At 48.8% G+C, this 26,684-nt stretch carries 23 protein-coding genes; 13 read left to right on the top strand and 10 right to left on the bottom strand.

Annotation, left to right across the window (positions count from 1 at the left end):
- Nucleotides 1–112 precede the first annotated feature (112 nt).
- The 3 genes from ACYQ8U_RS17015 to ACYQ8U_RS17005 form a co-directional block, all read right to left on the bottom strand.
- Nucleotides 113–400 carry a hypothetical protein gene (locus ACYQ8U_RS17015; protein ID WP_459946757.1) on the bottom strand — a complete coding sequence of 96 codons (288 nt, stop codon included), beginning with the start codon at nucleotides 398–400 and terminating at the stop codon, nucleotides 113–115.
- Nucleotides 401–578: 178 nt separating this feature from the next.
- Nucleotides 579–3,185, bottom strand: coding sequence for an ATP-dependent chaperone ClpB (gene clpB / locus ACYQ8U_RS17010; RefSeq protein ID WP_459946756.1), 2,607 nt, complete (start codon nucleotides 3,183–3,185; stop codon nucleotides 579–581).
- Between the two features lie 243 nt (nucleotides 3,186–3,428).
- A complete protein-coding gene (locus ACYQ8U_RS17005) occupies nucleotides 3,429–3,770 on the bottom strand; it encodes an IscA/HesB family protein (protein ID WP_459946755.1) in 342 nt (113 codons plus the stop codon).
- Nucleotides 3,771–4,244: 474 nt separating this feature from the next.
- Here ACYQ8U_RS17005 and ACYQ8U_RS17000 point away from each other — a divergent pair, with 474 nt between their 5' ends.
- Complete coding sequence (locus tag ACYQ8U_RS17000; protein ID WP_459946754.1) at nucleotides 4,245–5,354, top strand: 6-phosphofructokinase; 1,110 nt, start codon at nucleotides 4,245–4,247, stop codon at nucleotides 5,352–5,354.
- Entirely contained in the window at nucleotides 5,355–6,020 is a 666-nt protein-coding gene (locus ACYQ8U_RS16995; protein WP_459946753.1) for an endonuclease III domain-containing protein, read from the top strand.
- 14 nt (nucleotides 6,021–6,034) lie between these two features.
- Here the strand turns inward: ACYQ8U_RS16995 and ACYQ8U_RS16990 are convergent, their stop codons facing one another.
- Genes ACYQ8U_RS16990 through rnr form a run of 3 tightly spaced genes read right to left on the bottom strand, consistent with a single transcriptional unit; the run spans nucleotide 6,035 to nucleotide 12,231 of the window.
- Entirely contained in the window at nucleotides 6,035–9,316 is a 3,282-nt protein-coding gene (locus tag ACYQ8U_RS16990; protein ID WP_459946752.1) for an AfsR/SARP family transcriptional regulator, read from the bottom strand.
- A gap of 9 nt (nucleotides 9,317–9,325) precedes the next feature.
- Entirely contained in the window at nucleotides 9,326–10,075 is a 750-nt protein-coding gene (locus ACYQ8U_RS16985) for an RNA methyltransferase (protein ID WP_459946751.1), read from the bottom strand.
- A 20-nt stretch (nucleotides 10,076–10,095) separates the two neighbouring features.
- Nucleotides 10,096–12,231 carry a ribonuclease R gene (gene rnr, locus ACYQ8U_RS16980; protein WP_459946750.1) on the bottom strand — a complete coding sequence of 712 codons (2,136 nt, stop codon included), beginning with the start codon at nucleotides 12,229–12,231 and terminating at the stop codon, nucleotides 10,096–10,098.
- Between the two features lie 294 nt (nucleotides 12,232–12,525).
- Between rnr and ACYQ8U_RS16975 the strand changes: the two genes are divergently transcribed.
- Nucleotides 12,526–14,631 (top strand): HD domain-containing protein, encoded by a 2,106-nt coding sequence (locus ACYQ8U_RS16975; protein ID WP_459946749.1) that lies wholly within the window; start codon nucleotides 12,526–12,528, stop codon nucleotides 14,629–14,631.
- A gap of 33 nt (nucleotides 14,632–14,664) precedes the next feature.
- Here ACYQ8U_RS16975 and ACYQ8U_RS16970 read toward each other — a convergent pair whose 3' ends face one another.
- Nucleotides 14,665–15,252 (bottom strand): TSCPD domain-containing protein, encoded by a 588-nt coding sequence (locus ACYQ8U_RS16970; RefSeq protein WP_459946748.1) that lies wholly within the window; start codon nucleotides 15,250–15,252, stop codon nucleotides 14,665–14,667.
- Nucleotides 15,230–15,928: a leucyl/phenylalanyl-tRNA--protein transferase gene (gene aat, locus ACYQ8U_RS16965; protein WP_459946747.1), complete on the bottom strand. Its 699-nt coding sequence runs from the start codon at nucleotides 15,926–15,928 to the stop codon at nucleotides 15,230–15,232. Before aat ends, ACYQ8U_RS16970 begins: the two co-directional genes overlap by 23 nt.
- Before the next feature lie 110 nt (nucleotides 15,929–16,038).
- Between aat and ACYQ8U_RS16960 the strand changes: the two genes are divergently transcribed.
- Together ACYQ8U_RS16960 and ACYQ8U_RS16955 are read left to right on the top strand one after the other, a co-directional pair.
- Nucleotides 16,039–16,167 (top strand): hypothetical protein, encoded by a 129-nt coding sequence (locus tag ACYQ8U_RS16960; RefSeq protein WP_459946746.1) that lies wholly within the window; start codon nucleotides 16,039–16,041, stop codon nucleotides 16,165–16,167.
- Nucleotides 16,168–16,254: 87 nt separating this feature from the next.
- A complete protein-coding gene (locus ACYQ8U_RS16955) occupies nucleotides 16,255–17,946 on the top strand; it encodes an AAA family ATPase (protein ID WP_459946745.1) in 1,692 nt (563 codons plus the stop codon).
- A gap of 99 nt (nucleotides 17,947–18,045) precedes the next feature.
- On the opposite strand, the gene ACYQ8U_RS16950 is transcribed toward ACYQ8U_RS16955, so the two are convergent.
- Together ACYQ8U_RS16950 and ACYQ8U_RS16945 are read right to left on the bottom strand one after the other, a co-directional pair.
- Nucleotides 18,046–18,726 (bottom strand): general secretion pathway protein GspB, encoded by a 681-nt coding sequence (locus tag ACYQ8U_RS16950; protein ID WP_459946744.1) that lies wholly within the window; start codon nucleotides 18,724–18,726, stop codon nucleotides 18,046–18,048.
- Nucleotides 18,727–18,730: 4 nt separating this feature from the next.
- Nucleotides 18,731–19,741 (bottom strand): ExeA family protein, encoded by a 1,011-nt coding sequence (locus ACYQ8U_RS16945; RefSeq protein WP_459946743.1) that lies wholly within the window; start codon nucleotides 19,739–19,741, stop codon nucleotides 18,731–18,733.
- Nucleotides 19,742–19,911: 170 nt separating this feature from the next.
- Here ACYQ8U_RS16945 and gspF point away from each other — a divergent pair, with 170 nt between their 5' ends.
- The 8 genes from gspF to ACYQ8U_RS16905 all read left to right on the top strand — a co-directional run bounded on the left by gspF (nucleotide 19,912) and on the right by ACYQ8U_RS16905 (nucleotide 26,682).
- Nucleotides 19,912–21,138, top strand: coding sequence for a type II secretion system inner membrane protein GspF (gene gspF / locus ACYQ8U_RS16940; protein WP_459946742.1), 1,227 nt, complete (start codon nucleotides 19,912–19,914; stop codon nucleotides 21,136–21,138).
- Between the two features lie 214 nt (nucleotides 21,139–21,352).
- Complete coding sequence (gene gspG / locus ACYQ8U_RS16935) at nucleotides 21,353–21,823, top strand: type II secretion system major pseudopilin GspG (RefSeq protein ID WP_459946741.1); 471 nt, start codon at nucleotides 21,353–21,355, stop codon at nucleotides 21,821–21,823.
- A gap of 74 nt (nucleotides 21,824–21,897) precedes the next feature.
- Complete coding sequence (locus ACYQ8U_RS16930; RefSeq protein WP_459946740.1) at nucleotides 21,898–22,509, top strand: pilus assembly FimT family protein; 612 nt, start codon at nucleotides 21,898–21,900, stop codon at nucleotides 22,507–22,509.
- Between the two features lie 16 nt (nucleotides 22,510–22,525).
- Nucleotides 22,526–22,945, top strand: coding sequence for a type IV pilus modification PilV family protein (locus tag ACYQ8U_RS16925; protein WP_459946739.1), 420 nt, complete (start codon nucleotides 22,526–22,528; stop codon nucleotides 22,943–22,945).
- On the top strand, nucleotides 22,926–23,618 hold the full coding sequence (locus ACYQ8U_RS16920; protein WP_459946738.1) for a PulJ/GspJ family protein: 693 nt from the start codon (nucleotides 22,926–22,928) through the stop codon (nucleotides 23,616–23,618). Before ACYQ8U_RS16925 ends, ACYQ8U_RS16920 begins: the two co-directional genes overlap by 20 nt.
- 17 nt (nucleotides 23,619–23,635) lie before the next feature.
- Nucleotides 23,636–24,655, top strand: coding sequence for a type II secretion system minor pseudopilin (locus tag ACYQ8U_RS16915; RefSeq protein WP_459946737.1), 1,020 nt, complete (start codon nucleotides 23,636–23,638; stop codon nucleotides 24,653–24,655).
- A 3-nt stretch (nucleotides 24,656–24,658) separates the two neighbouring features.
- Nucleotides 24,659–26,101 carry a type II secretion system protein GspL gene (gspL, locus tag ACYQ8U_RS16910; protein ID WP_459946736.1) on the top strand — a complete coding sequence of 481 codons (1,443 nt, stop codon included), beginning with the start codon at nucleotides 24,659–24,661 and terminating at the stop codon, nucleotides 26,099–26,101.
- 2 nt (nucleotides 26,102–26,103) lie between these two features.
- Nucleotides 26,104–26,682: a type II secretion system protein M gene (locus tag ACYQ8U_RS16905; RefSeq protein WP_459946735.1), complete on the top strand. Its 579-nt coding sequence runs from the start codon at nucleotides 26,104–26,106 to the stop codon at nucleotides 26,680–26,682.
- The last annotated feature ends 2 nt before the right edge of the window (nucleotides 26,683–26,684 follow it).

Genomic DNA, 26,684 nt, shown 5'->3' with positions numbered 1-26,684 from the left:
CCCTCAAGAACGAATTATAACAAATTAATATTTTTGGTCAAGTGGCTGAATCCGGTAATGTCCCGTAGTTCTGTTGGAAACGACATGTACCGCTTTCAAGTCACTCTTTTAATTAATTCTCGGTAATCCACTGCGAGAGAACATCGACGATCTTTTTTGCCTGTTCCTTACTGGAAATCTTAAATTTTGATTTCATCTGATATTCCCCGTCGCGCTTCTGATAACGACGAATAATATACATATCCTTGCCGAACTCGCCTGTTTTTTTATCAAGATTCTTAAAACGATAGAGGATAGTCGTCCAGGCCCCTTTGGAAAGGACCTCCTTGCCGGTTTCTTTTACTATCTGGACGCCGTCTTCTTCGTAGTTTATTGTAAGATCTTCTATGGTTGCACTCATTGTTTATATCCTGTAAGGGGGAATTTTTGGACCAGCATACCGGTCTGCACAGAGAAGAAAACAGTTCCCACCGGCGTCTATGCATACATGTAGGTGAGTAAATAATGCAAGTCCGGGTGTGTGTAAAGCGAAAGGTTTTATCACACCTTTTTCTTCCCGCCTGGTTTGACAACAGGTATCATGATGATTTACTTTGTCGCGACAGGTGTAAGCCGCTCGATGAACCTTCGACAATAATATGATCTCTGTCGGTAAATTCACCTTCCAGGAGCTTCATGGCCAGCAAATCTTCCAGGTGTCTCTGGATCGCTCTTTTCAAGGGCCGTGCACCATAGGAAGCATTGTAACCGGTATCAACGAGAAATTCCTTGGCGCTTTTTCGAACATGCAGAGTGATGTCCTTTGCTTCAAGCCGGCTGGTGAGTTTTTTCAGCTGGATGTCAACTATGGCCAGCAGGTCTTCACGCTGCAGACTGTCGAAAATTATTATTTCGTCAATTCTATTGAGAAATTCGGGCTTGAACTGGGCGTGCAGCATCTCATCGATCTGCTGCTGGACAATTTTTTTCTCCACGCCATCGGTCGCCATGCGCATGATCAGCTGACTTCCGAGGTTGGAGGTCATTATTAATATGGTGTTCTTAAAGTCAACCGTTCGTCCTTTGCCGTCGGTCATTCTTCCATCGTCCAAAACTTGCAGCAGAACATTGAAGACATCCGGATGGGCTTTTTCTATCTCATCGAGAAGGATAACCGAATAGGGGCGGCGCCGGACGGCCTCTGTCAGATAGCCGCCCTCTTCATAGCCGACATAGCCGGGGGGGGCACCGATGAGCCGGGCGACGGAGTGTTTTTCCATATATTCCGACATATCGATACGGACCATAGCCTGTTCGTCATCGAAGAGAAAGTCGGCGAGCGATCGGGCAAGTTCTGTTTTACCGACCCCCGTCGGCCCAAGAAAGATAAACGAGCCGAGGGGGCGATCAGGATCCTGCAGACCGGCACGGGCTCTTCTGACGGAACTGGCCACCGCATGTATCGCCTGCTTCTGGCCGATGACTTTTTCGGCGAGAATTTCTTCGGCGTGAACGAGCTTGTTTTTTTCTCCCTCAAGCAGTTTGACAATAGGAATTCCGGTCCATTTGGCGACAACAGAGGCAATATCTTCCGCATCGACCTCTTCTTTCAGCATCATCTGGTGCGCTTGTATTTCCTGAAGTTTTATGTTTGCCGCCTGCAGATCTTTTTCAAGCTGTACCTTCTGACCGTATCTGATTTCTGCAACGCGGCGCAGGTCGCCGGTTCTTTCCGCTTTCTGCTCTTCGATCTGCGCCTGGTCAATGCGTTCTTTAATGCTTTGAATGTCGCGGATGGTATCCCGCTCTCTTGACCACTGCGCCTTCATCGAAGTGAGACTATCGTTCAGGTCAGCGAGTTTTTTCTTCAACTCCTCAAGCCGTTCTTTCGAGACATCGTCCTTTTCCTTCCTCAGCGCCTCCTGCTCTATCTCAAGTTTAATTTTTTGTCGTTCGAGTTCATCTATTTCCACAGGCATTGAATCTATTTCAATACGTAATTGCGACGCGGCTTCATCAATGAGGTCGATTGCCTTGTCCGGCAGAAATCGGTCGGTTATATATCTGGCCGAGAGGATAACCGCGGCAACTGTGGCATTGTCTTGAATGCGTACCCCATGATGAATTTCATATTTTTCCTTGATCCCGCGCAGGATGGCGATGGTGTCATCTTCCGAGGGTTCCTGGACGAGTACCGGCTGAAAACGTCTTTCCAGGGCACTGTCCTTTTCAATATACTTTCGATATTCATCAATTGTGGTCGCACCGACACAGTGTAACTCGCCTCGGGCCAGGGCCGGTTTAAGCATGTTTGAGGCATCCATCGAACCCTCCGCCGCTCCGGCACCGACCAGTGTATGGATTTCGTCGATAAATAAAACAATCTCACCGGCTTTTTCTTCGACTTCTTTCAGGACTGCCTTCAGTCGATCCTCAAATTCTCCACGGTATTTGGCCCCGGCGACAAGGGAGCCGAGATCAAGGGTTATGACCTGTTTGTTTTTCAGGGTTGCCGGAATGTCACCATTGACTATGCGTTGGGCCAGTCCTTCAACAATGGCGGTCTTACCGACGCCGGGTTCGCCGATAAGGATGGGATTGTTTTTTGTTCTGCGCGACAGGACTTGAATAATACGACGAATCTCTTCATCACGGCCGATAACCGGATCAATTTTTCCAAGTTTTGCCAGTTGGGTGAGATTGCGGCCATATTTTTCGAGGGCCTGATATTTTTCCTCCGGGTATTGATCGGTAACCCGGTGGCTGCCGCGTATAACCGACAGTGCCTGGAGAAAGCCGGCTTCTTCTATGCCGCGATTTTTCAAAGCCTTGCAGAGCTCACTGTCGGAACTTTTCAGAATTGCCAGGAAAATATGTTCCTGACTGACATAATCGTCCTGCATCTGCTTGGCAACGGCAAAGGAATTGTCCAGTATTTGCTGCAATTCACGGGAAACATAGCTTTGTCCGGCTCCCTGGCCTGAAACCCGCGGGATTTTTTCCAGAAGCTGGTTGATGTCCATTAGTATCAGCGAAGGATCCGCGCCCATTTTCTGCAGAACCGGGACAACGATACCTTCCGGCTGGGTTATGATCGCTTTTGCCAGGTGCGCAGTGTGGATCTCCTGGTGATTGCTGTCCTGGGCAAGCTGTTGGGCGGTCTGAACGGCTTTCTGTGATTTCAGGGTAAATTTGTCAAATTGCATTATCTCTCCTCTCGGCACACTATTTTAGTGCATCTCTTTCATACCGTAAATTGTAAAAGTTACGCAGAGAGAATAAGAATGGGAGTTTGTTGCGTCAAGTTTTTGACAGAGAGGGCAGGGTAAAAAAAAGGCCAACTCCTGAGAGGAGTTGGCCTTTTTGATTTTTATCAAGAGTATCTTTTGCTTAAATCTGCATCGAAGCAGGTGAGACTTGATAGGAAATATCTGCGATAGTCAACTGCATCAACCGCAACTTCCTGAACTGCAGGAACCTGAACTGCATCCGCCACCGGAGCTGATCGGGTTAACCGATGTAATGCCGAAACCGGAGCGCGGACCTGCATCAACATAATCAACGGTGATGCCACCGCAGGTAGTCATCAAGCTGTCTTCAACCAGAAACTTGAGTGAATCGTTTTCGAAAACTTTGTCGCTGTCTTTAGGCTCATCCAGAGCCAATCCCAATGAGGGACCTGCTCAGCCACCCTGCATCAAAGCAACACGCAACGCGGATTCAATATTGTTTGCCTGCATGTATTCTTTTAGTTTTGCAACAGCCAAGTCTGTTACATTTAAATCGGACATGGAACTCCTCCTTGAAATTTGATTCTTACATATCTTCTCCTGGTACGACCTGTTTGCTTGCTGGAGAAGCCTTTACTCGTAGTTTACACCTTAAGGTGAGATGATTAATAGTCAATCACCGTTGATGGCTAAAATAGTTGCTGTGGCCAAGTGTGCAAGCATTTTCTTAAGTGTTTGCTGCAGATAAAGCAGATTTTTCGCTAAATGCCAATTGAACAGTGGCGATTTGTTTTGAATAATCATGCAGTAAGAAGGCCTTTGGGGTAAAATGGAATGCTCTCTATATTCTATTGGATAATAACTTGTTTTTTTGTTTATAGTTGAGCAATGGAAAAAAAAGCAGTGGTGATCCGCGATTTTTGTCAGGGAGAGTGTACTCCAGAGTGCGAGTGAATTTTTTTACTTAGCCATCCGAAGGCGTAGGTTTTTACGAGTTTGTCAAGGTTTGAAAAATATGAAAAGGAAAATTCAGCTATGAAAAAGATTGTCATTTCGACAGGAGGCGGGGATGCACCTGGTCTGAATGCTGTTATATATGCCGTAGTTCACAGTTGTTATCGCAAGGGATGGGAGGTCTACGGCAGCAGAAATGGCTACGGCGGTTTCATGGATATCGATGAAATGGTCCGGCTTTTCCCGAGAGATGTCGAAGGAATATATTCAACCGGCGGCACTATTCTCGGATCGACAAATAAGGGCAATCCGTTTTCAAGACCCGTAAAAAATCTTGCGGGAGAAATTCAAGTCATTGACGTCTCTGATAAAATACTCAGTAACTTTAGAAGAATGGGTTTCGATTGCCATATCGCCATCGGAGGTGACGGCAGCCTGGATATTGCCCACAGGTTTGCCATGAAAGGTATGCCGGTTATCGGGGTGCCGAAGACCATTGACAACGATCTGGAGCAAACCAACAGGACTTTCGGCTTTGATACCGCGGTGTCCACGGCAACAGAGGCACTTGATAAATTGCATTCAACGGCAAAATCTCATAACCGGGTCATGGTTGTCGAGGTCATGGGACGGGATTCCGGCTGGATAGCGCTCTATTCAGGAATATCCGGTGGCGCCGATGTGATTTTAATACCGGAAATTCCATTTGATATCGAAGAAGTCTGTAACAAGATATCCGACAATGAGTTGCGTGATAAACTCTATTCCATAGTGGTTGCCGCTGAAGGTGCGGTGACGAAAGATGGCCGGCGGTTTAATAAAGGCAAAGGGGAACTGGGCCGGGATGAGATGATTTTAGGTGGAGTGGGGGAATGGGTTGCGTCGGAGATTAGAACACGAACGGAAAAGGATACCCGATCTCTCGTCCTCGGTCACCTGCAGCGCGGCGGTTCGCCAACGACGTTTGACAGATTGCTCGCCTTGCGGTTTGGTGCGGCAGCTGTCCGTCTTGTGGAGGAAAAAATATTTGACCATATGGTGGCGTTAAAAGATTCGCAGATGGTGGCGGTACCAATTGCTGAAGCGATAAAAATGCGCAAAAAAGTAGACCTCAACAGCGATAAGGTTCTCACTGCAAGAGATATTGGTATCTGCTTCGGGGACAAAGAAAGCCGCAGTGAGCTGGAATAAATGACAGTGATTGCCGGCTTGAAAAAAAACAACTACAGTGAGGCCTATCGTTTATTATACGACCATTTTGGACCACAGCACTGGTGGCCCGGCGATACTCCTTTTGAAATAATGATCGGTGCTATTTTGACCCAGAATACCAGCTGGTCAAACGTGCAAAAAGCCATCGACAATCTCAAGATGGAAGATCTGCTCACCTATCATTCCCTCTCCCGCTTGACGGCCGATGAAATAGCGCAAATGATTCGGCCGGCGGGATATTATAATCTCAAGGCCCAGCGCTTGAGAAATTTATTCGATATGGTCGCGACCATCTATAATGGGGATCTGGAGTTGTTTCTAGGTGATGACCTGGGAACTGCCCGGGAAAACCTGCTCGCAGTGAAAGGAGTCGGGCCGGAGACGGCAGATTCCATTCTCCTGTATGCGTGCGGCCACCCTGTTTTTGTCGTCGATATGTATACCCACAGGGTCTTCAGTCGGCATAATATGGTCGAAGAGGAGACCGATTACCAGACAATACAGCATGTTTTTACCGCTCATTTACCGGAAGATATGCAGCTGTACAATGAGTTTCACGCCCTGATTGTTCGTGTTGCCGTCACCTTTTGTAAAAAAACAAAACCCCTGTGCGAAAAATGTCCGCTACAGGGGTTGAATGTATAAATGTACAAACCTGGTTATGCAGCGCCGATCGTCCTGATAATTTCGTCAATGAACGAATCTGCTTCTTCCGGGCTGTACTCTGCCTTTAAAAGAGCTCTGCGGTATTGCTCGAGAATCTCGCGTGCCTTGAGATGATTGTTATTGCGGCAATGGAAGGTATAGAGCAGCAGAGTCAGTTCCTCCTCAAGGGAGTTACTATGTAGAATTCGTTCGAGGATGGCTATGGCCTCTTCCATCCTGCCGGTCTCCGCCAGATTTTTTGCCCAGGTCGAGCCTATTTCCGCCATGAGGCCGGTCAGGCTATCGTTATACAGGAGTGCTTTTTCGCTTCTGAATGTATCCTCGGGCATGGCGCCTTTCCATAGGGAAACAGCGGTGTTGAAAGCGCTGTGTGCCTGCCACAGATCGCCGTTTTTGCAATGGGTTAAACCAGCTCTGGCGGTTTTCTGGAATAGCCGGGAATCTATGTCGCAGTTGGCCAGACAGAGGATGCCTTTTTGCAGATAAAGATAGTTTTTCACCGGTATCGACAGGTGGGAGGTAAGCTTTTTTCGTAGCCTGTTAAGCAGGGTATCAAAGCTTTTCCTGGCATTTTCCGGACTGCTTTCAGGCCAGAGTTCCAGCTGGATTTTTTCCTGGGGGATACGCTGACCTTTTGCCGTGATCAGTAAGCCAAGTAATTCCCGCTGGAAAGGGGTGAGGTTTTTCGATTGGAGGAGAACTTTTCCCGACATGCTCAATGCAAAACTATCCATGAGCGTAAATTGTAACAGGGGAATCGGTCGGCCATCGTCTGAAAAATTGACATGCAGACGGCTCTGCGCCAGGCTCTGCGCGAAATCTTTTTCAATATTCCGTTGCACGGCCATGGCGAGCAGCGTGGTCATCATTGCCGGTTCCCAGCTCCAGAAATGACTGTAGCCGTTGATTTTCATCAGATAAAGACCGGTTTCTAGATCCTCAAGAGCTGCATCAGGACTCTCGGAGAGGTACTTGAGGTGGCTGAGATTAAAGAGTGCACAAATCGTCAAGTAGGTTGATGGAATTGTTTGGCAGATGGCCAGCCCCCTTTCCAGAAGGATGCGGGCTTTGTCAAATTTTTTAGTGCGGGTGTATATCGCCCCGGCCAGTATCTTGTGAAAAGCGGTATAGAACGTGCCCGCCGCTTGCTCCCTGAGTCGGGCTGACTCGACAATATCTTTTTCCGCTTGTGCAGCATTGCCGGAAATGGCCAGGCCGAAGGCCTTCCACTGCAAGAGCTGGCTCTGCATATGATTCGTTGCTGCGGTAGAGCTGACACCAAGTCCTTTTCTCAGCAATTCAATGGCTTGCTGGGGTTGGCCGAGAGAAAATAAATTACTGCTTCCCCAGACGTAGAGATAGGGGGCAGCAATGGTCTGGTCAACAACGGTTTGATCAATGAATTTTTGCAGGGCCTGTTGCTGGACGGAAAAATTCAAGTGATCTCCCGTCATGGAAAGATAGCAGAGATTCATGACCCGTATGGATAATCTATTGGATTCGCAGACCAGCGGGTCATTAAAGAGTGAAAAACAGATTTCTGCCTCGCGCAGATACTTCGCCCGATTGCCGCTGAACAGCTCAATGTATCCCTGGATAAACCTCGTCGACGCAATAAAATTGTGAATGTTGTGCCTGACCGCCAGCGTAGTGGCAATCTGCACATAGTGCCGGGCTTTTTCCATGTCGCCTATAAAAAAGCAGTAGCCGGATGCCAGATTACGGGCAGCCATGATGAGTATCGGCATGGGCAGTGTGGCCCTGGTTTTTTCGAGCAGGAATTCGGTCCGTGGCAGCAGTTCAGCCCCTTTGTAGTATTCTCCCGATACGACAAAATGAAAATAAATTGTTTGCGATAATGCGATTAATTCGCCGATGTTTTCCTGTGCCTCGGTAAACTGGGCACGGGCGGACAGCCAATACGGCAGGGTCGTCTGGGGAGCGAAATCCACACGGAGGAGACCGGCGTAAAGGGTCAGCCATCTGTGGTTGAAGAGAATTTCGTTGGGAATACTGAGCAGGAGACCGAGAATGGTAAAAGTCCTGTTTTTGGCAATCAATTCCATGCCCTTTTCTCGCAGGATGTCTTCCATTGCCGCAAAGTCGCCGCCGTTTTTATAACACATCAAAGCCTTTTCGGTGATGTCCTGCTTCTGATAGTAGCGAGCCTCCAGGTTGAAGATGGCAGCAATCTCCGTCTCGGTAAGTTGCTCTTTGGCACGTTGTTGGAGAAACTCCTGAAAAAAATGGTGAAAACGAAAAACCTGCTGTTGATCATCAAGGTTGTAGATAAAATAATTTTCCCTGGTCATCTCCGAGAGTATCTGACCGAAGGTATCCATGCTGGAAATCTCCATGGCCAGGGCTATTGGAATTTCTTGCAGAAAAGATAATTGCAGAAAAATTCTGTGCAGTTTCTGCGGGAGCTGGGCGAAAATTTCCTCTTGGAAATAATCGAGCATATGGCCGGTTTGCGGTGCCGTGGCGAGGGACTTCGGGGATGGGTCAAGCCAGAACCTGCTCCTGCCGGATATGGGGTGACTTGCCAGGAGAATGCCCATGATCCAGCCATTGGTAACTTTCTGGATCTTGATGGCATCCTGCCTGCTGATCTCTTTTTTCAGTACGGTCGTGTACAGATCTTCTATCTCCATATTGCCGAGCGCCAGGTCAGCGGTACTGAGATAGGCAATCTGTGCGCCGTTGCGAATTGTCGTCCCTTTTATATCAAGCGGCTGTCTGCTGATGAAAATAAAGTGCACTCGTGGAGGCGAAGTATCGAGAAGATATTCGATCAGCTTATTGGTCAGGGCACCGAATTCGATACGATGAAGATCATCGAAAACCAGGTAGATGTCTTGTTCGAGATACGTGTCCAGATCACGAAGGAGGATATTGGCGCAGCGGCTCAAGTCAAATGGCCCGACACTGCCTTCGTTTAAGATCTTTGTCAGTTGCGGTGAGGCGAACTCAGGCAGGTTGGTACAAAGATTCATGAGCAGAGAAGAGAGCAGCAGTACCGGATCCGAGTCTTCCGGGCCTATCTGATACCAGATGTAGGTATGGTCCTGTGATTCGAGAAATTGATACGCAAGAGTTGTCTTTCCCTGGCCGGCCTGTGCCTCAATAATAATAACCTTTTTGTTGTGATTCTGATCGGGGAATTTGGCCTGCAGCAGGGTGGCTCTAAAGAGAGATTGTGATTGGTCTATATGCGGCGGATAGAACTTGTTGGAGGGCAAGACGTCTTTGGTCAAACTGTCATCCTGTTTCATGGGTCTCCGTCATTCTAATCTTTTTGAGCTTTTTTGCTGTAACAGAAATTTCTTGCTGACACCTCTGATAATATTTGCGTCTTTTGAAGTAAGCTGCATCCTGCTGAAAAAATTTCGGATATTGCTCATCCAATAAGTATGGCTTGCTTTTTCTATAAAATCAATAGCGACAAGAGATTTTTCTAGCAAGGAGTACATGCTTTCGAGCTCAAAGGAAGTTGCCAGCTGCGGAGCCGGAGCCATGTCTTTTAACGCATGGATGATGCCATAATGCAATTCATAGCAGTAAATTGCCACTGCCTGGGCGAGATTGAGCGAGGAAAAATCGGCAGTGGGAATGGCCGAGGTCATCTGGCAGTATTTAAGGTCGTCATTGGTCAGGCCGGTGTCTTCGGGGCCGAAGAGCAGGGCTACCTGGTTATTGGCCAGCTGGGGGAGCAGTGCCTCGACCATTTGCCGGGGTGTTTGTGCGACGAATCTCTGGCGGCCTCTTCGGGCGGTTGTTCCGACCACCACCGTGAAGTCGGTCAACGCCTCCGCTAGATTGGGGAATAACTCGAGATTATCAATGAGATGCGCCGCCTTATGGGTGGCCATTTTGGCCATCGGTTCGCGTTCAGGCAGGCAGTCTCTGACGAGAATAAGGCGAGTGATGCCCATATTCCAGGCAATGCGGGCCGCGGCACCGATATTTTCAGGAATTTTGGGACGAACCAGTATCAGGGCAATCCGGGAAAGAAGGGTGATATTGTTAGCCATTGGCGATTACTTTACTGTCTCTAAGGTAAACTGGATTCTAAGGTAAACTGGATTTTTTTGCTGAGGATATCCACATCAACAACGGTTACCCGAACGAGATCTCCGATCTGATAGGTTTTGGTGGTAATCTCACCAAATAAGCGGTAGTTTTTCTTGTCGTACAGGTAATAGTCATCCTTGAGCGACTCTACCTGGATGGCACCGCTGATGCACAGATCTTGAATTTCCACATACAGCGCGTTCTCCGTTACCCCGGAAATTATTGCCTCAAATGACTCGCCGATCCTGTTTTTCATGTAGCCGATTTTCAGACGATCGCTCATGTCTCTTTCAGCCGTAACTGCTGTTCTTTCTCGGGCTGAGAGGAATTCCGCTGCCTGTGCGAGGCGTGACTGCCGATTGTCTGTTCGCTTTTGTGCAACATTGCCAGGGAGAAGTTGAAGAAGTTCCCGATGGACAATTAAATCGGGATACCGTCTGATCGGCGAGGTGAAATGGGTATAGTCACTGGCCGCCAGACCGAAATGGCCGACATTTCTCGCCGAATACTGCGCCTGCTGCATCGTTCGCAGCAGGAGATTGTTGATAATGTATTCGTATTTTGTGTCTTTGGCTTTTTCCAGCACACCGGCGAACCAGGCTGGGGTTTTCTCAAAAGGCGCCAGGGCGAGGCCGAGGGTTTTGGCGAAATGAAAAAACTCTTCCGCTTTTATTGATTCGGGTGGTTCGTGCACCCGGTACATTGCCGAAGGCGTCTGCCGGCTGAATAATTCAGCGACAGCCTCGTTGGCGGCAAGCATGAATTCTTCAATGATCTGGTGGGCAAAGTTTCTTTCTGCTCGTTTGATCGATTCGATTTCGCCGGTGTCCGTCAGGGTGAATTCCGGCTCAAGAAGGTTGAAGTCAATCGACCCGCGGTTTTTACGTTTTTTGTGCAAGGCAGTTGCCAGTTCTTCGGCCCATTTAAGCCCGGTAAGGAAGTTCTTGTGTTCTTTGCGGGTGGCCGGGTCTTTGTCGATAAGTATCTTCCGTACGGTTGTATAGGTGAAGCGATGCCGGCTGCGGATTATTGATCTGCAGAAGTGTTTGCCGAGCAGTGTCCCGGAGCGGTCAAAATCGAGTATTGCCGAGACGGTGAATCGGTCTTCCTCCGGCACGAGACTGCAGAGGTTATTGGACAGTTTTTCCGGCAGCATGGGGATGACCCTGCCGGGAAAATAGATAGAAGTTCCCCGACTATAGGCTTCCCGGTCAATTGCCGAACCCGGCATGACAAAATAACTGACATCGGCGATCGAGACAAACAGACGAAAGCCTTTCCGCGTTTTAACGACGCAGACGGCATCGTCGAAATCTTTTGCACTCTCTCCGTCTATGGTGACATGGGCGGTTGACCGTAAATCCTCTCTGAAATCCTCTCTGGTTTGCACGTCGGTGAACGTTTCCTTGAGGTTTTCCGTTTCCAGCACTACTTCGTCACTGAACTGAAAGGGCAAGTTGAATTGTTCGATCACCAGCCGCATCTGGGTGTCGACCGCATAGGCCGGCCCGAGAACTTCCAGGATTTTTCCCTGGAGAAACTTCGCTGGGCCGCTGCCCCTGTCGAATTCGGCTATGACGCCATCGCCCTGTTTCGGCTGCAGGCCGCCCTTGTCGGTAATTCTGATGGTAAACGGGAATCTTCGATCATCGGGGTAAACCAGGTGGTCACGACCTTTTTTGCTGTAAATACCGCCGATTCTATTACTTCCCTGGGAAAGTACTGCCACCACACTGCCCTCGGGGCGATCATCTTTGCGGATACGAAAAACGCGAATTAAAATCGTGTCGCCGTGGTGGGCATCGGCCATGTGATCGGGGGATATAAAAGGATCCCTTTTTAATAGAGCACTGTTTTGGGCGCTGTTTCTTGAATTTTGGCTCACGTTGACAAAACCGAAACCCTTTGGATGCTGTACCAGGATACCCTCAAAGAGCAGACCATTTTTATGGATTCTGTAGTTGTTTTTACTGTCTTTATTGACTAATCCCAGATTGATAAGGGAGTCAAGGGCCGTTTTGACAGTATCCTGACCGTGGCTTTTTATTGGCAGACGATCAAGTAATTCGGCAAATGAAAGCGAGGACACTGCTGCATGCAGGGAAGCAAGCACCATGTTTTCTGTGGCACTGATTTTGCCGTCTCTGTTTTTTGATCGGGAAGGCCGTTTTTCTTTGTATTGCGTGAATTCTTGGGGAGATTTTCTTTTTTTAGGCATTTTCTGGATTTTTGATTTCTCCGACAGGAGAATTTTGTTAAGCTGAATAAAATATTACCTTTAAATAGTGCCTGTTATTGCTGGTCAGATGAGACACAGGGAAATGATCGGTAATTGTAGAGGACTTGTACGTTAAGACACCTATGGCTTCTGTCCACAGACAGGTGCTGTTTTTACCAGAATTAGGAGAGTATGCGGCGTATTTCATTTGATCTGGAACTCTATCGCAATCAGATGCAGACCTTGATTGGCGACAAACCGGGGGTGGAAACCTTCTGGGAAGCCCTTGATTTTTCAGTCGACGCCCATAATGATCAATGGCGCAGATCCGGTGATGCATATATTCTTCATCCTTGTGCCGTGGCCAAAATTCTTGCCGAGGAAATGGATATTACCCATCCGGAAATCCTCGCCGCAGCCCTCCTGCATGACACCGTCGAGGATGTTGAAGAAGTTACCGCCGAGCTGGTCGGCCAGAAGTTCGGCAGTTATGTGCAGTCCATTGTCGAAGGGTGTACCAAGGTAACCCACGTCTCCGGGGATAAACAGAAAGACAGTCGTAACACCCATAAGAAAATTTTTACCGGTGCGGCATTGCGGCCGGAGGTTATGCTGGTAAAACTGGCTGACCGTCTGCATAATCTTCGTACCTTGCGGGCCATGCCGAAAGCCAAACGGCAGCGAATAGCCGACGAGACAATTGATATTTATGCCCCGCTGGCTACGGTGTTCGGTCTGTTTAACCTTAAGCGGGAAATGTACAACCTGGCTCTTTTGTATAAGTATCCGAAACAGGGTGCCCGAATAAACAGCCATATACGCCAGCTGCAGCAATCCTCTCTTGGTCGGACGATTGTTGAAAATGTGCAAAAAAACGCCGAACTGAATAATCTCTCCTGCAGGGTAACTGTCCGGACAAAAAAATTATGGGCCTACTATGATATCGCTAATCGAATTCTGGTACAGCGCATAGATACGCCGCTGGAGATCCTCATTGTCGTCGATGATGTGCAGTCCTGTTACCGGGCGCTGGGCATTGCCAACCAGACCTTTGTACCCATTCCCAGGACCATCCGCGATTTTATTGCCAATCCCAAACCAACTGGGTATCAGGGGCTGCACGCCAGGGCGATTATTGAAGGTCAGAAATTTCTCTTTAAGATTCGCACCGATGAAATGGAGCGAAAGGCGCAGCGCGGCCTGTTTAGAAACTGGAGCTCAAAGGGCGGAAAACAAGTTACCTTCATTCGAGAAATTCAGGAAATGTTTGACGTTATCAGTTCCGATGATTCTCTGTCCTACCGTGATGTTATTGCCGCCAGCGGTATCAAGGAGATATATACCTATACCCCCCAGGGTGACCTGATCTGTCTTCCCGTGAATTCCACGGTGCTTGATTTTGCCTTCAGGGTGCATACGGAAATTGGCCAGACCTGTCTTGGGGCCATGATCAGAAATAAACGAGTCGGTCCCTCCCATGTATTGAAAGATGGCGATATGGTTCGAATCGTCCGTGCTGACCAGCCTATCCGTTTTGAGCAGCATATGCTGAGCTTATGCAAGACCCCACGCGCACGGGGGGAACTGACAAAAAACTTTAAGGCCAGATGTAAAAAAGTAACCCGGGAAGTCGGTCTTTCCATGTTGCGGCAGGAGATGTTGCGTTATGGTATTCCCTTCGATGTCCTGGAAGGGCAAGATGTGCCCGAGCTTCTGGCGCATGAATCGATTCCCTCGCTGGATGAATTGTATGTGCGGATAGGTGAGGGACGGCTGCACCTGAAAGAGTTCATGGAAGATGTTAAAAATATTCTCTTTGGTGGCGTTTCACCGCTGGTGACGCCAACCGGTGCCTTCAATAAAATTGAGCTGACAACCCTTGACCCGGTTTCCGTCAAGCTCTCTTCCTGTTGCAAACCCAATCCTACGGCCAAGGACAACTGCGCTCTGCTCACCCCAAAGGGACTTTCCGTTCACCATAAAAACTGCGAACGGTTCAGGCAGCTCAAATTTCAGCGCGAAGATGCCGTCGATATCTCATGGAACACCAGGCAGACCTACGTCCGCAAGAAGCAAATTCTTCATGTCCTCAGGGCGACCAGAAAAAATATTATGCAGATTATCGGATCTGCTCCCCCGGAACTGGAAATGCAGAGTCTCGAGATTCTCTCCAGCTATTCGTCACTCTATCCTGCCTGGGAACTCACCTTTAAGGTGGTTAACCTCTATGCATTGCAAAAGGTCCTCAAACACTTTGACAAGTCTGATCTTCCTTATGAATTCGATCTCGACTGTTGAGGATAGGCTTAAAAAAAATTGTCTGATCTTTGTTCAGGGAATGACTGTTTCGTCATCAGTGGCCTTTTGCTCCTCCGGTGTTGCCGGTTTTTCAATGTAATTAGCCAGTATTTTGCCGAGCATGTCCGGTAAATCGTTTGGCTGCCTTGAGCTTCTTTTGAGCTGGGTCAGGGTCTTTTCCAGGGTGAGCCTTTCGCCCAGGAAGATATGGCGCAGGGTAAGAGAAATAAGCCTGGTGATGGTGGTCAGGTTGGAAATACGCGACTGGAGATGCTGATCTCTGTCGAATGCCGTTGAGGCAAAGATTTCCACCGGGTTGCCGTCAAGCTCACTGATCGAAACATACCATTTGTTGCGTTCCCTGTCTGTTGTCCTGTAACGGACACCATCAAGAACGTCGGGAAGTTCCTGCTCGACCTGTTTCTCGACATGTGTCGACTGCAGGCAGGCCATGATGGGCACTCCGGCTCTCTGAACGAGTTGCTGGAGAACGTCGGGCCTGTTCTTTAACAGTTCAACTATGCTTAGGCAGGTCGGACAGAGACCGTCATCTTCGCTTGCTGCGCGGTCACTTTTCCCGGCACAGACGCTACATGGTTCATTTGCCTTTGTTGCTTTCATTTTTCCAGTTGGTAGAGGGGATAATATTTTTAATATGTTCCTTGAGGTGGGTCTGAAATTCCCGGCCGCTTAATTCCCTTGCCCCAAAACGTAATAAGTGCTTGGTCGTCATCTGGCAATCAATCAGTTGAAAATTTTTGCTTTTTACATACTCGACCAGCGCGATCAGGGCAAACTGAGAAGCACATTTTATCCTGGAAAACATCGATTCACCAAAAAACACCCGATCGAGAGCTACGCCGTAGAGACCACCGACCAGGTCATTGTTCTGCCAGCATTCAATTGAATGGGCAAAACCGAGCTGGTGCAGGGTTGTGTAGGCCTGTTGCATTTCCGGGGAGATCCAGGTTTCTCTGCCCTGTTCCGTCCGTATCTTGGCGCACTCGCTGACCACTCGTGAAAATGCCCGGTCACGGGTTATGTCAACAGAGGCTGTCTTTGCATAGCGAGCCAGTCTCCTGGGGATCTTGAATTCTTCGGGGAAGAGAACCAGGCGAGGACTGGTAAACCACCAGAGGATTGGATCGCCTGGTGAATACCAGGGGAATATCCCCTGGCTATAGGCCATCAACAGTCTTTCCGGGCGCAGGTCTCCGCCTATGGCCAGAAGACCGTTGTCTTCGGCATACTTGGGAGAAGGGAACTGGATTTTTTCGTTCAGCTGGAATATCGGCATAGTTGTGCTGGTCTTTATCTTGTCGATGGGAGAGTGCAACAGTAACCGTTCACCGAAAACCCCAACGGATGGTATATACTGCAAGTTGTAAACGTTTATCAGTGCCGGAGATGCACGAAAGAGGCTACTCTACCATTGAAATCATCAGAAGAAAAGAGCCACCGCACGGCACCATTGAGGCGACATTGGCCATTGTTGCCGGCAGACGAATAGTCTATGTATTTATTTCAGGAGTGTAGTATTATTGTCTCGCCTGTTCTCGGACAGCCTCCTGGTACCTCCAGACAACCGATTAACAACCGATTAACAACCGTTTCCACACTATCATGAACGACATCCGCAACGATTCAAAGAGTATCGGCATATGGCCTTTTCAGGAAGAAGTCGTTCTTGAAAATTATTTCGATGGGGCCAACCGGGGTGAGGTTTTGGCTGAAATGCAAGAGGCGATGAAAAACGGCGCCACCCTTATGGTGCTCACCGGAGATGAGGGGAGTGGCAAAACGATGCTGTGCCGTCTCCTGGAGCAGGAGGCACTGCCATTCGGACCAGGCAAAACCGTTTTCTTCCCCCGGACCGTTGATTCTTTTGACGACGTTGTGCGCAGTATCACGAATGAACTGGGGCTGGATGAGGCAGGCGGCATCGATAGCGGAAATACCGGTCAGGCCGTGGACCGGATAGTCACTTTTCTGCTCAGTGAATCTGTGGAGCTGCTGGTCATCTTTGACGAGGCTGAAAATATGTTCCTCGCCACCCTGGAGAGAATTCGCAAAATGTTCGATCGGATAAAAGAATCCGGCGCACGAATACATATCCTCTTTTCCGGCCAGGACACCTTTCTTGAAAATTGTGACCAGCTCTCGCTCTGTGATTTTGAGAGGACGGATGAACTGCACTTTGCTCTCGCACCACTTTCTGCAACCGAAACAGCCGACTATCTGAAACACTGTGCTGCTCGCCTGACGGATACCGATGCAACAAAGGTGTTTACCGAGGAGGTGGTTGGTAACATCTATAGTCTCGCCCAGGGCAATTTCAGAATGACCAACATGCTTGGTGAGGAGTCGGTGAACATCCATAGTGACGACACTTCCTTTATGAAGCTTCTGGAAGGTGTCAAGGACGGCATCAACAGCGCCAGAAAACGGTCGGATGAGGGAATATATTCATATTTCAGGCACAAAGTTGCTGCATATCTTCCCTGGATCGGTGGTGCTGCAGGGTGTTTTTTGTTACTCTTTTACCTGTTCAGTCCGGGGGACGAGACCAATGATGTTGACCCGGTCATTGACCATAGCGCAAAAACCGTACAGATAGAAACGCCGGCAGCGGTGCCGGAAGCGAAGGTGAATGTCGAAATTCCGGAGGAACAGGAGACGGTGGCGGTAGAAACGGCAGTGGCGATGTCGCTTGGAAATGTACCGGCAGAGCACGACGAGAATGCGCTCGTAGAAGAGGAAGCAGAAAAAGAGATTGATGGTGTAATCGAAGACATAACCGCTTCGCCACAAGCGGCTGCAGAGGAAAAAGAAGACATTGCTCACCTGCAACCTGCTACAGGCGTAAAGCGAAATCCCGAAATATTGCCGGCCTTGCCGCCGGTTTTACCACCGCAGGTAATCAAAAGAGAGCCTCGGTCAAAGATACGTAAGGTCACTGCCGCCTTTGCCCATTTTCCTGCCGCTAAACTGTACGATGAACGAGTGTCGGCGGGTTCTGCCTGGACGAGAAAGAACAAGCAAGACCTGTATACCGTGCAGCTTATGCTTCTTGCATCGGCAAACGCTGAAGAAAATCTCAAAAAAATGCTGGCTCAGGACCATTACCGGCAAGAGGCCGGCAACTTCTATATTTTTAAGAAAACAGCCGCACCGGGAAATATATTGGTCTTTTATGGGGAATATCCGACTATGGAGAGGGCCCGTCTGGTCAAAAACAGCCTGCCTGCATTTCTCCTCAAGGAGAAGCCCTATGCTCTTTCGATAAAAGGAGCAATGGCCAAGGTAGGGAAATAGTTTGCACAAGAATCTTTATGTACCACTGGACAGGTCAAAAAGAGCTCCTGTCCATCTCCGGTGCTGGTAATTTCTTGCGGTTAAGGAGAGGCGTCGTCATCAATTGGTTTTTACCCGAAAACGAACACTGTTGCTTTCGATGGTCACTCCTTCCCAGGTAATTTCCTTTAAAAATGTGCTGGGGGCGATCATGTCACCTTCCCGGAGTATTTTACCATTGATAATGATTATCCGCTGCGACGGTTTTTTCGAATAGGTGTGCCCGGCAAATTTGAGGGGAGGGATTTCCGCCTGCAAAGCGGCGGGAAGATCCTCTAAAAGTGGCAGAAGTGAAACAGAGGTTTGTGCAGCTTTTGCGGCACTGCTTGTGGGTGGATCAAGAGTTTTTTTGTCTCCGGTAGTGGAGAGCGCCACGTTGTTTTTCTCTATGACAACGACTGTCTGTGCTGATGTCGTGTTTGCTTCGGTGCCCCCGCTCGACGGTTGTGGCAGGGGCGCCGTCGTCGCTGTTTGTGGTACGGTGGAAAGAAGAGCAGCAGCTGGGGTTTTTGTCGAATCCTGTTCGGATAAGAATCGGTGTTGCTGGAAAAAGAATATACCAAGGAAGGCGCAGAACAGCACAATTCCGCCGGATACCAGCAGGAATGGCCGCTGTTTAAATATTGAGGCAGAGCCTCTACGTTGTGCTATGATAGGCCCATGCGTCGAATGGACATTCGGGGAGGATCCTTGTTGCCGTTCCTGGTCGGATTTTTTCAGTGCATCGAGGATATAGGACATGGCGTTAATCCTTGTCTGCTGGAGTCAGGAGTACATTTGCCTTTGCAAGAAGGTTTTTTTTCAGCAAGACGACATTTTGTTGCAGCAAGGCGATGTTATCCCTCTCGTCGATAAAAGAGAGACCAAAGGAAACGCCAATTGTTGACAGCAGCAGGGCGAGTGTCACGATAAGCCCTGTAGCCGGGTAACGTTTGCCATCGTTTGTCACAGCCAGTTCGCCGGCTGCCTTTTTGATAATTGCCAGACTGACATGATCACTGTTGTTTGCGTAGGCGCCGAGGAGCGCATGGTCACAGAGTGTATTTATCACTCGAGGTATTCCTTTGGAAACTTTCGCCGCATACTCGATCGCTTTTTTTGAAAAAAGCACGTTTCTGCTGTTCCCCCCGGCAATGGTAATTCTGTGTTCTATATAGGTGCCGACATCGGCGGCCTGCAGCGGTTTCAGGTGGTATCTGGTGGTGATGCGCTGGTTGATCTGGGACAGCTTCGGGTCACTGAGAATATTGCGGAGTTCCGGTTGACCGATCAGGATGATCTGCAGCAGTTTATTGGTGTTGGTCTCCAGGTTGGTAAGCAGACGCAGTTGTTCAAGAATTTCGATATCGAGGTTCTGCGCCTCGTCGACGATCAGAGCGGTATTTCTTCCTTCTGCGTGGGCACGCAGCAGATATGCATTGAGCTGGTCGATATACTCTTTTATCGACGGGGTGGTTGCCGAAATGGGAATTTTAAGTTCATCGCAGATGGTTTTAAGCAGATCGCTGATAGTCAGTTTTGGGTTTAAAATCAAAGCGATATCAGTTTTTTCAGGCAGCTGATCTATCAGGCAACGACAAACTGTTGTTTTTCCCGTGCCCACGTCACCTGTCAGGAGTATAATACAACCTTCGCTGCTCAGACCATACATCAGATGGGCCAGGGCTTCCCGATGCAATTCACTCATAAAAAGATATCGGGGGTTGGGCGCGATGGCAAAGGGTTTCTCAGTCAGGCCGAAATAGCGTGTATACATAGGTTTGCATCAACGATAAAATACACCGGAAGAAATAGAATGCCCCGGGGGAAAAATTTCTACGAAGCCATTACCCATGAGTATACGGCGGATTTGCCTTATTTGCCATTTTTCTTTGTTCCGTGTTGTCCTTCGCGCGGTAAATCCTAGTAATATGACCATGACTTTCTATGCCAGTATTTGAATATCGCGCGCTTGATGCCAAGGGAAAAAATGTCAAGGGGATAGTCGATGCGGACAGTGAAGCGCAGGCGCGGACGAAACTGCGCTCCCAGGGCCGATATCCTGTATCTATCGCTGTAAGCAGGAGCAGACAGAGCAAGGCCGGGAGCAGGGGAGGTATGGGTTTCGGTCTGTTCGAGCGCGTCAAATCCGAGGAGATCAGCATCATGACCCGTCAACTGGCGACGTTGATGGGCGCGGGGATTCCCTTGGTCCAGGCGCTTGACTCCCTGGTGGAACAGACACGAAATACGGTGTTGAAAAAAGTTATTGCCCAGATAAAAGGAGCCGTGAACGAAGGTAATACCCTGACCAATGCCCTGGCGGAACACCCCAAGTTGTTTTCATCTATTTTTATCAATATGGTGCGCGCAGGAGAGGCGTCAGGGGCCTTGGATATCGTTTTAGAACGGCTGGCCGATTTTGGTGAAAAACAGGAGGCCTTGAAAGGGCGATTGCGGGCCGCGCTTGTCTATCCTATCTTTATGGCCGTTATCGGCTCGGCGATTTTATTTATTCTTATTACCTATATCGTCCCCAATATCACCCAGGTTTTCACGGAGATGGATAAAGTCCTGCCGTTGCCGACGCTTCTCCTTATCCGTCTCAGTGATTTCCTGAAAATGTACTGGTGGGCCTGTCTGTTGTTTTTCGGGCTTGCTTTTACCGGGCTGCGCTATTTTATTGTGCAGCCGACCGGCAGGTCCTGGTGGGATTTTCTCAAGCTGAAGATGGTTATTGTCGGACCGGTGGTGCAAAAAGTCATTCTTGCCCGTTTTTCATCGACTTTGGGCAGTTTGCTGGAAAGCGGCGTCGGCCTGATGACGTCGATGCAGATCGTTCGGACCCTGGTCAACAATGTCCATGTCGCACGGGTGATCGATAATGCCATGGAACAGATACAAAAAGGACAGACGATGACCAGCGCCCTGTCCGATTCGGAGTGGTTCCCGCCCATGTTTGTCCAGATGATTGCCGTGGGTGAGCAGAGCGGCAGTCTCGAAACTATGCTGGACAAGGTGGCCAGAGCCTACGAGCGGGAAGTTGAAACAGCGATAATGGGCATGACGTCACTTATTGAGCCGCTGATGATAGCGGTCATGGGGCTGGCGGTCGGCTTTATCGTTCTGTCAATTTTGTTGCCGATCTTTGAGATGAATCAGATGATCGGATAACAAAAGACTTTGAACAAAGGACTTGCGGTATTGGATTCCAATCGGAAGTTGTGTATATATTGTCGTGGCAGGTGAGAATATTCTGCCGTTTGGCGTGGGCGTGTGTGCTCTGTTACGCAGACATTGCCTGTCATGCCACTTCTTCCTGTCGACCTCGAAGGTCAGCTCGGCAGAAAATTTTGCAAATATTTTTAAAATCACAGGTTACCTCCGTATGAAGATTGAATATAAACCGTTGGGTCAATGTCGTAAAAACAGAAGTGAAGCAGGTTTTACGCTCATTGAGCTTCTCGTTGTTCTGGTCATAATCGGTATTCTTGCCGGATATATAGGTCCGAAGATCATGGGCCATCCGGAAGAGGCGAAACGGACCAAAGCGACCCTGCAGATCCAGGGAATCGATACGGCACTGAAAATGTATAAACTGGATAACGGCATGTATCCGTCGACGGAGCAAGGGCTTCAGGCTCTGGTCGAACCTCCTGTTATAGGCAAGCTGCCGGCCAAGTGGCGTGAAGGGGGCTATCTGGAAAAAGGGAAGATTCCGCTTGATCCCTGGGGAAATAATTTTGTCTATCTCAGTCCGGGCTTGAATGGGGATTTTGATCTCAGTTCCTATGCAGCCGATGGCGAGGCCGGAGGCGAAGGGGACGGAAAGGATATAAATAATTGGGAAGTCGAGTAGGAGCTTGCCCGAGAATGCCCTTTTTCCTCAGCCCGGCGTTATTTCAAAAAAATAATGCTCGCAATATTAAGTATATGGCTGTGCTTATTTTTCTGAAATGCCTTGACCTGAGAAAAAATGCCTATTCTCGGACAGGCTCCTCATCCCCATTATGCGGCTGGTGTTTCGCAAACAATCGAAGAAGAACCGACGATGAGAGTGGATTTACCCTTATTGAACTGATAGTGGTAACGACGCTGATAGGCATCATGCTCTCACTGACTATTCCGACACTCCGTAATACTTTTTTCACCGATCCGCTGAAAGCCACGACCAGAAAACTCATTGGACTGGTAACCGGGGTAAGAGAGCTGGCTGTTCGTACTCAACAACCGTATTTGCTGCATATAAGCCGGCTGGAAAACCGCATCTGGTATGAACCGGAGAGCGGTGTAAGTGGACGTGAGGAAGGCGATACGGAAAGGAGAGGGGAGTTGACATTTCCTGAATCAGTAAGAATTTCAGGAATATTGCTGGAAAACGATGAGGATTCGGCACAGGACCAGATAGTGGTCTGGGTGAGTAAACAGGGCTATATGATCGACCTCCTGCTTCAGATTGAAGATGAAGACGGCGAACACCTGAATGTACAATTTTATCCGTTTCTCGAACCGACACTCGTGTCCGATGAATTAACGCCCTTTTAAAAGGGACGAATTACCCATGGCCCAGTCGATGTATACCGGTTGTTTATTGTTTGTCAATAGGCGGGCTTTTACTCTTTTGGAGGTGATGATCGCTGTCTCGATCATGGCTGTTGCGCTTGTTGCCCTGTTTGGGTCGCAGTCGAGGAGTCTTTCACATGCAACAGAAGCGCACTTTAATATTGTAGCCCCGATGCTGGCCACCGGGAAACTGGCGGAAATTAAAAGCGGCAACGCTTTCATGGCCAATGATGATGGCGATTTTGGTGAGGAATTTCCGGGATACAGCTGGAAGATTGAAACTGAAACTGCATTTTTTGACAGTCCCGAGGCCTTGACGAAGCTGGCAAAACCGCTGCAAAAGATTGAACTGACCGTGTTGTGGAACGAGACCCCCTACAACTATACGCTGACGTATTATGGTCGCCGAGAGGAATAAGGTGCACAGTAATTCCTCGATAAGGCAGGAAAGGGGCTTTACCCTTGTTGAGCTGCTTATGGCAATATTTATTTTTGCCATAGTTATTTCGTCGGTATACGGCGCCTATCGTGCGACATTTCATGTAATCCATGGTTCAGAGTCGCGGCTGCAGACCGCCAATGCCGCCCGGATTGTTTTTGAGATATTAACTGAGGATCTGGGTTCTCTCGTCACCGGGCCTGGCGGTGTCTTTCGCGGAGAAACGAATGATTATTCCGGAAACCGTGGAGACAGTCTCTCTTTTATCTCGTCGGCGCATCTTGTTTTACGAAAAGCCGATACCCACGCCGGACCTGTCCTGCTTCGCTACGAGGTAGAACCTGATGCGGAAACCGGTCTGCTCAATCTCTATCGGCTGCAGAGTGCCCTCCTGCCCGGCGTTGAGCCGGACGATGCCGATGCCGCACGACATCTTGTCTGTCGAGGTCTGCAGGAATTTCGATTTACCTATCTTGACAGGGATGGTAAAGAAACTGAGGAGTGGCTGCTTGATGAGAGAGGAGCCAGCGGCGAAGGTGTTGCTCAGGAGGAGCCGCCGTTTCCTGCTCAGGTCTCTGTCGAGCTCAGATTTGCCGAGTCGGTGGAGAGTGAGAGCAGTACTCTTTTTAAAACCGCTGTAGCCCTGCAATGACCGTGAGAAAAGCTGGGATGAGGGGAAAAAAGACTCTGCTGCACGACGAAAAAGGCATGGCCCTGCTGATTACCGTCATGACGGTGAGTTTGCTTGTGGCGGTCACGCTGCAGTATCACAAGACCAGCTGGCAACAATTTCTTGTCTCGCATAATTATCGAGTGGGCAATCAACTGGCGGCAATCGCCGATTCGGGAGTCAATATTGCCCTGGCCCTTCTCGAGCATGATGGTGAAGAGAATGAATACGACTCCTTCTTCGACAGTTGGGCAACTGTTGACCAGGAGAGCTTTACCGAATTGTTTCCCTCCGGTTCCCTGCGGTTGCAGGTTGTCGACCTGTCGGGACGGTTACAGATCAACAGCCTGGTCCGGAAAAATGAAGAGAATCCCGGTAGCGGTGACAACACTGAAAATGGCATTCGTGAGATATTGCTTCGCCTGCTGCTGTCCGGGGACTTTTTTATAGAAGATGAGACTGAGGCAAGCAGCATCATCGATGCCCTGGTCGATTGGATCGATGCAGATGACCAGGAGTTGGATCTCGGCGCAGAGAGCGGTTTCTACCAGTCACTTGAAAAATCATATAGCTGCAGAAATGGACCAGTACGGTATATTGAAGAGTTATTATTGGTAAAAGGTATAAGCCCGGCACTGCTTTTTGGGTCGGAAGGAAAAAAGGGACTGGCTGATTACCTGACAGTGCACGGCGATGACGGCAAAGTGAATCTCAGCACGGCACCGCTTCTGCTTATAAAAAGTATGGACACGCTTATCAGTGACGATCTTCTGGAAAGGCTGAATGAATACAGAAGAGCAAAGGAAAATGAAGAAAGCCTTGCCGGATCGGCCTGGTACAAAGGGATTGACGGATGGCCTGGAGATATAGTGATAAATGAAACATTGTTGACCAGCACGAGCAGGTATTTTCAGATTACCGCCACGGGTACGCTTGACAGCCTGTCACGACGTGTGATAGCCATTGCTGAACGATTGAGCGGCGGCGAAGTCAAGCTGCTTGGGAAAAAAACGGAGTAATTTATGGCGGATACTTTGTTTTGCCTGGATATCCACAAAGATACCGTTGCCGCAGTGCTGGTGGATGGAAGCTCGAAAATAACCAGGGTAACAGGCTGCGGCAGTGCTGATACGACCAGCCGGTCTTTTCAAGATGCAATCGAAGAGGTCAAGGCACAGGCCGGATTTTCCGGCGGTTCATGTCTGGTTACCTTTGGCGCCGAGTTCTTTTCGTTTAGAAATGTCTCCCTGCCGTTTTCCGATCGAAATAAAATAGCCCAGGCACTCCCCTTCGAACTGGTGGATTATTCCCCGGTTGATATCAAAAGTCTGCTCATTGATTTCATTGTGGCAAAAACCGGCAAGGAGAAAACGGATATTGTTGCCGCAATGATCAGTCGTGAAGAGCTGGCAACATATCTTTCTTTATTGAATGAGGCCGGAATTAATCCACGGAGCATCGGTATCAGCGGTCTTGCCAGCGCATTGGTCCTTGCCGAAGGGCCGGCCGAAAACTTTCTTCTTATTGATATCGGTACTCGCTGGGCCAGTGTGTTTATCGTCCGCAACAGACAGATCGCCCTTGTCCGTTCTCTGGGGATCCTTCCGGAAGTTGCCGGCCGGACTGTGATCGACGGCGTCTTTGTACAAAATGTAAAACAGACGGTGCACGCCTCGCAACTCCTCGATACGGAGAATGCCGATTTTACAGTGTATCTGACCGGGTCGGAGTCACTGATGCAGAGTGCATCGGCGATTTTAGCACCGGCTCTGGGCGGGGTGGCCATAGATGTTTTTCGACCGAGTGCCCAACCTCTTACCAAGATCGAGCCGGAGATACAAAGTCTGTATCAGCCTGAGCTGATGGACAGAATCCTTGCCCATGTTTTTAAGGATGGTAAAAAAAGCGGAGGGTTCAATTTTCGCAAAGATGATTTCAGAAAAAAGAAATCCGTGCGGGAATATCGTGATGTATTGCTAAAAATCGCCCTTCCTCTGTCTCTCCTTATCGTCTTTGCCATAGCGTATACGGCATATACGTATTCAACATTAAGCGCCGAGCAGGAAAGATTACGGCAGCAGATCACTGAAATATTCCAGGAGACTCTTCCGGAAGTGACACGCATAGTTAACCCTGTCCAGCAATTGCAGGTTAAAAATAACGAAATCAAGGCGACGTACCGGCCCAGTGGTGCCGGCGGAACCGGAAACACGGTCGTTGAGCTCCTGGCCGAGCTCTCGGCGCGAATTCCTGCGAAGTACACAGTAAAAGTTGTTCGTCTGGTGGCCGATATGAATACTATCAGATTGAAAGCTGTCACCGGAGATTTTAATACGGTTGATAATGTTCAAAAAGATCTTGCAGAATCGCCATATTTTTCCGAAGTGGTTATCAGCTCAGCGAATCAGTCGACCCAAGGGGATGAAGTGAACTTCGAACTTAAACTGGAACTTGCCGGGAAATAATTATGCTCTCACGGTTCAATATTAACCGCCTGGCGGGTCTCTGGCAGAAATCAGGTATAGAAAAACTGAATAGCCGTGAAAGGTGGGTTCTTTTTGGCGGCATTGGTTTTGTTGTTTGCTTTTTGTTGCTGCAGCTGGTGATTATTCCGGTCCTTGATGCTCGGAATAACCTGGAGAAATCGATTGCCAGAAAAAAACAGGAATTAATCGAAATCAGGTTGTTGCAACAGGAATATTACACCCTGAAAAGTGAAGAGGGAACCATACAGGGCAGAATAAACCAGCGCCCGGCCAGTTTCACTCTGTTTACTTTTTTAGATCAGAAGGCAACTGAAGCGAAGGTTAAAAAACAGATAATGTATATGAAACCGTCGACCGTCACCGGAGATGAGTTGAACGAAGCGATGGTGGAGATGAAGCTGCAGCAGATTGTCCTCGCCGATCTCATCGAATTTCTTCGCCTGGTGGAGTCGGAGGAAAATGTTGTCTTCATACGAAGATTTTCCATTCAGGAAAGCGGTGATAAACAGGGATATTTTGATTCCATCCTGCAGATTGTCACCTTTGAGAAAAAGGGATAGAA

It is taken from the genome of Desulfocastanea catecholica (assembly GCF_054657295.1).
Note: the sequence above shows the minus strand (reverse complement) of the source record. Positions and strands in the feature narration are given on the sequence as shown.

Coding starts and splice junctions, on each gene's coding strand:
- ACYQ8U_RS17015 (WP_459946757.1), bottom strand. CDS start 400: ATGAGTGCAACCATAGAAGATCTTACAATAAACTACGAAGAAGACGGC.
- clpB (WP_459946756.1), bottom strand. CDS start 3,185: ATGCAATTTGACAAATTTACCCTGAAATCACAGAAAGCCGTTCAGACC.
- ACYQ8U_RS17000 (WP_459946754.1), top strand. CDS start 4,245: ATGAAAAAGATTGTCATTTCGACAGGAGGCGGGGATGCACCTGGTCTG.
- ACYQ8U_RS16995 (WP_459946753.1), top strand. CDS start 5,355: ATGACAGTGATTGCCGGCTTGAAAAAAAACAACTACAGTGAGGCCTAT.
- ACYQ8U_RS16990 (WP_459946752.1), bottom strand. CDS start 9,316: ATGAAACAGGATGACAGTTTGACCAAAGACGTCTTGCCCTCCAACAAG.
- ACYQ8U_RS16985 (WP_459946751.1), bottom strand. CDS start 10,075: ATGGCTAACAATATCACCCTTCTTTCCCGGATTGCCCTGATACTGGTT.
- rnr (WP_459946750.1), bottom strand. CDS start 12,231: ATGGTGCTTGCTTCCCTGCATGCAGCAGTGTCCTCGCTTTCATTTGCC.
- ACYQ8U_RS16975 (WP_459946749.1), top strand. CDS start 12,526: ATGCGGCGTATTTCATTTGATCTGGAACTCTATCGCAATCAGATGCAG.
- ACYQ8U_RS16970 (WP_459946748.1), bottom strand. CDS start 15,252: ATGAAAGCAACAAAGGCAAATGAACCATGTAGCGTCTGTGCCGGGAAA.
- aat (WP_459946747.1), bottom strand. CDS start 15,928: ATGCCGATATTCCAGCTGAACGAAAAAATCCAGTTCCCTTCTCCCAAG.
- ACYQ8U_RS16960 (WP_459946746.1), top strand. CDS start 16,039: ATGCACGAAAGAGGCTACTCTACCATTGAAATCATCAGAAGAAAAGAG.
- ACYQ8U_RS16955 (WP_459946745.1), top strand. CDS start 16,255: ATGAACGACATCCGCAACGATTCAAAGAGTATCGGCATATGGCCTTTT.
- ACYQ8U_RS16950 (WP_459946744.1), bottom strand. CDS start 18,726: ATGTCCTATATCCTCGATGCACTGAAAAAATCCGACCAGGAACGGCAA.
- ACYQ8U_RS16945 (WP_459946743.1), bottom strand. CDS start 19,741: ATGTATACACGCTATTTCGGCCTGACTGAGAAACCCTTTGCCATCGCG.
- gspF (WP_459946742.1), top strand. CDS start 19,912: ATGCCAGTATTTGAATATCGCGCGCTTGATGCCAAGGGAAAAAATGTC.
- gspG (WP_459946741.1), top strand. CDS start 21,353: ATGAAGATTGAATATAAACCGTTGGGTCAATGTCGTAAAAACAGAAGT.
- ACYQ8U_RS16930 (WP_459946740.1), top strand. CDS start 21,898: ATGGCTGTGCTTATTTTTCTGAAATGCCTTGACCTGAGAAAAAATGCC.
- ACYQ8U_RS16925 (WP_459946739.1), top strand. CDS start 22,526: ATGGCCCAGTCGATGTATACCGGTTGTTTATTGTTTGTCAATAGGCGG.
- ACYQ8U_RS16920 (WP_459946738.1), top strand. CDS start 22,926: ATGGTCGCCGAGAGGAATAAGGTGCACAGTAATTCCTCGATAAGGCAG.
- ACYQ8U_RS16915 (WP_459946737.1), top strand. CDS start 23,636: ATGAGGGGAAAAAAGACTCTGCTGCACGACGAAAAAGGCATGGCCCTG.
- gspL (WP_459946736.1), top strand. CDS start 24,659: ATGGCGGATACTTTGTTTTGCCTGGATATCCACAAAGATACCGTTGCC.
- ACYQ8U_RS16905 (WP_459946735.1), top strand. CDS start 26,104: ATGCTCTCACGGTTCAATATTAACCGCCTGGCGGGTCTCTGGCAGAAA.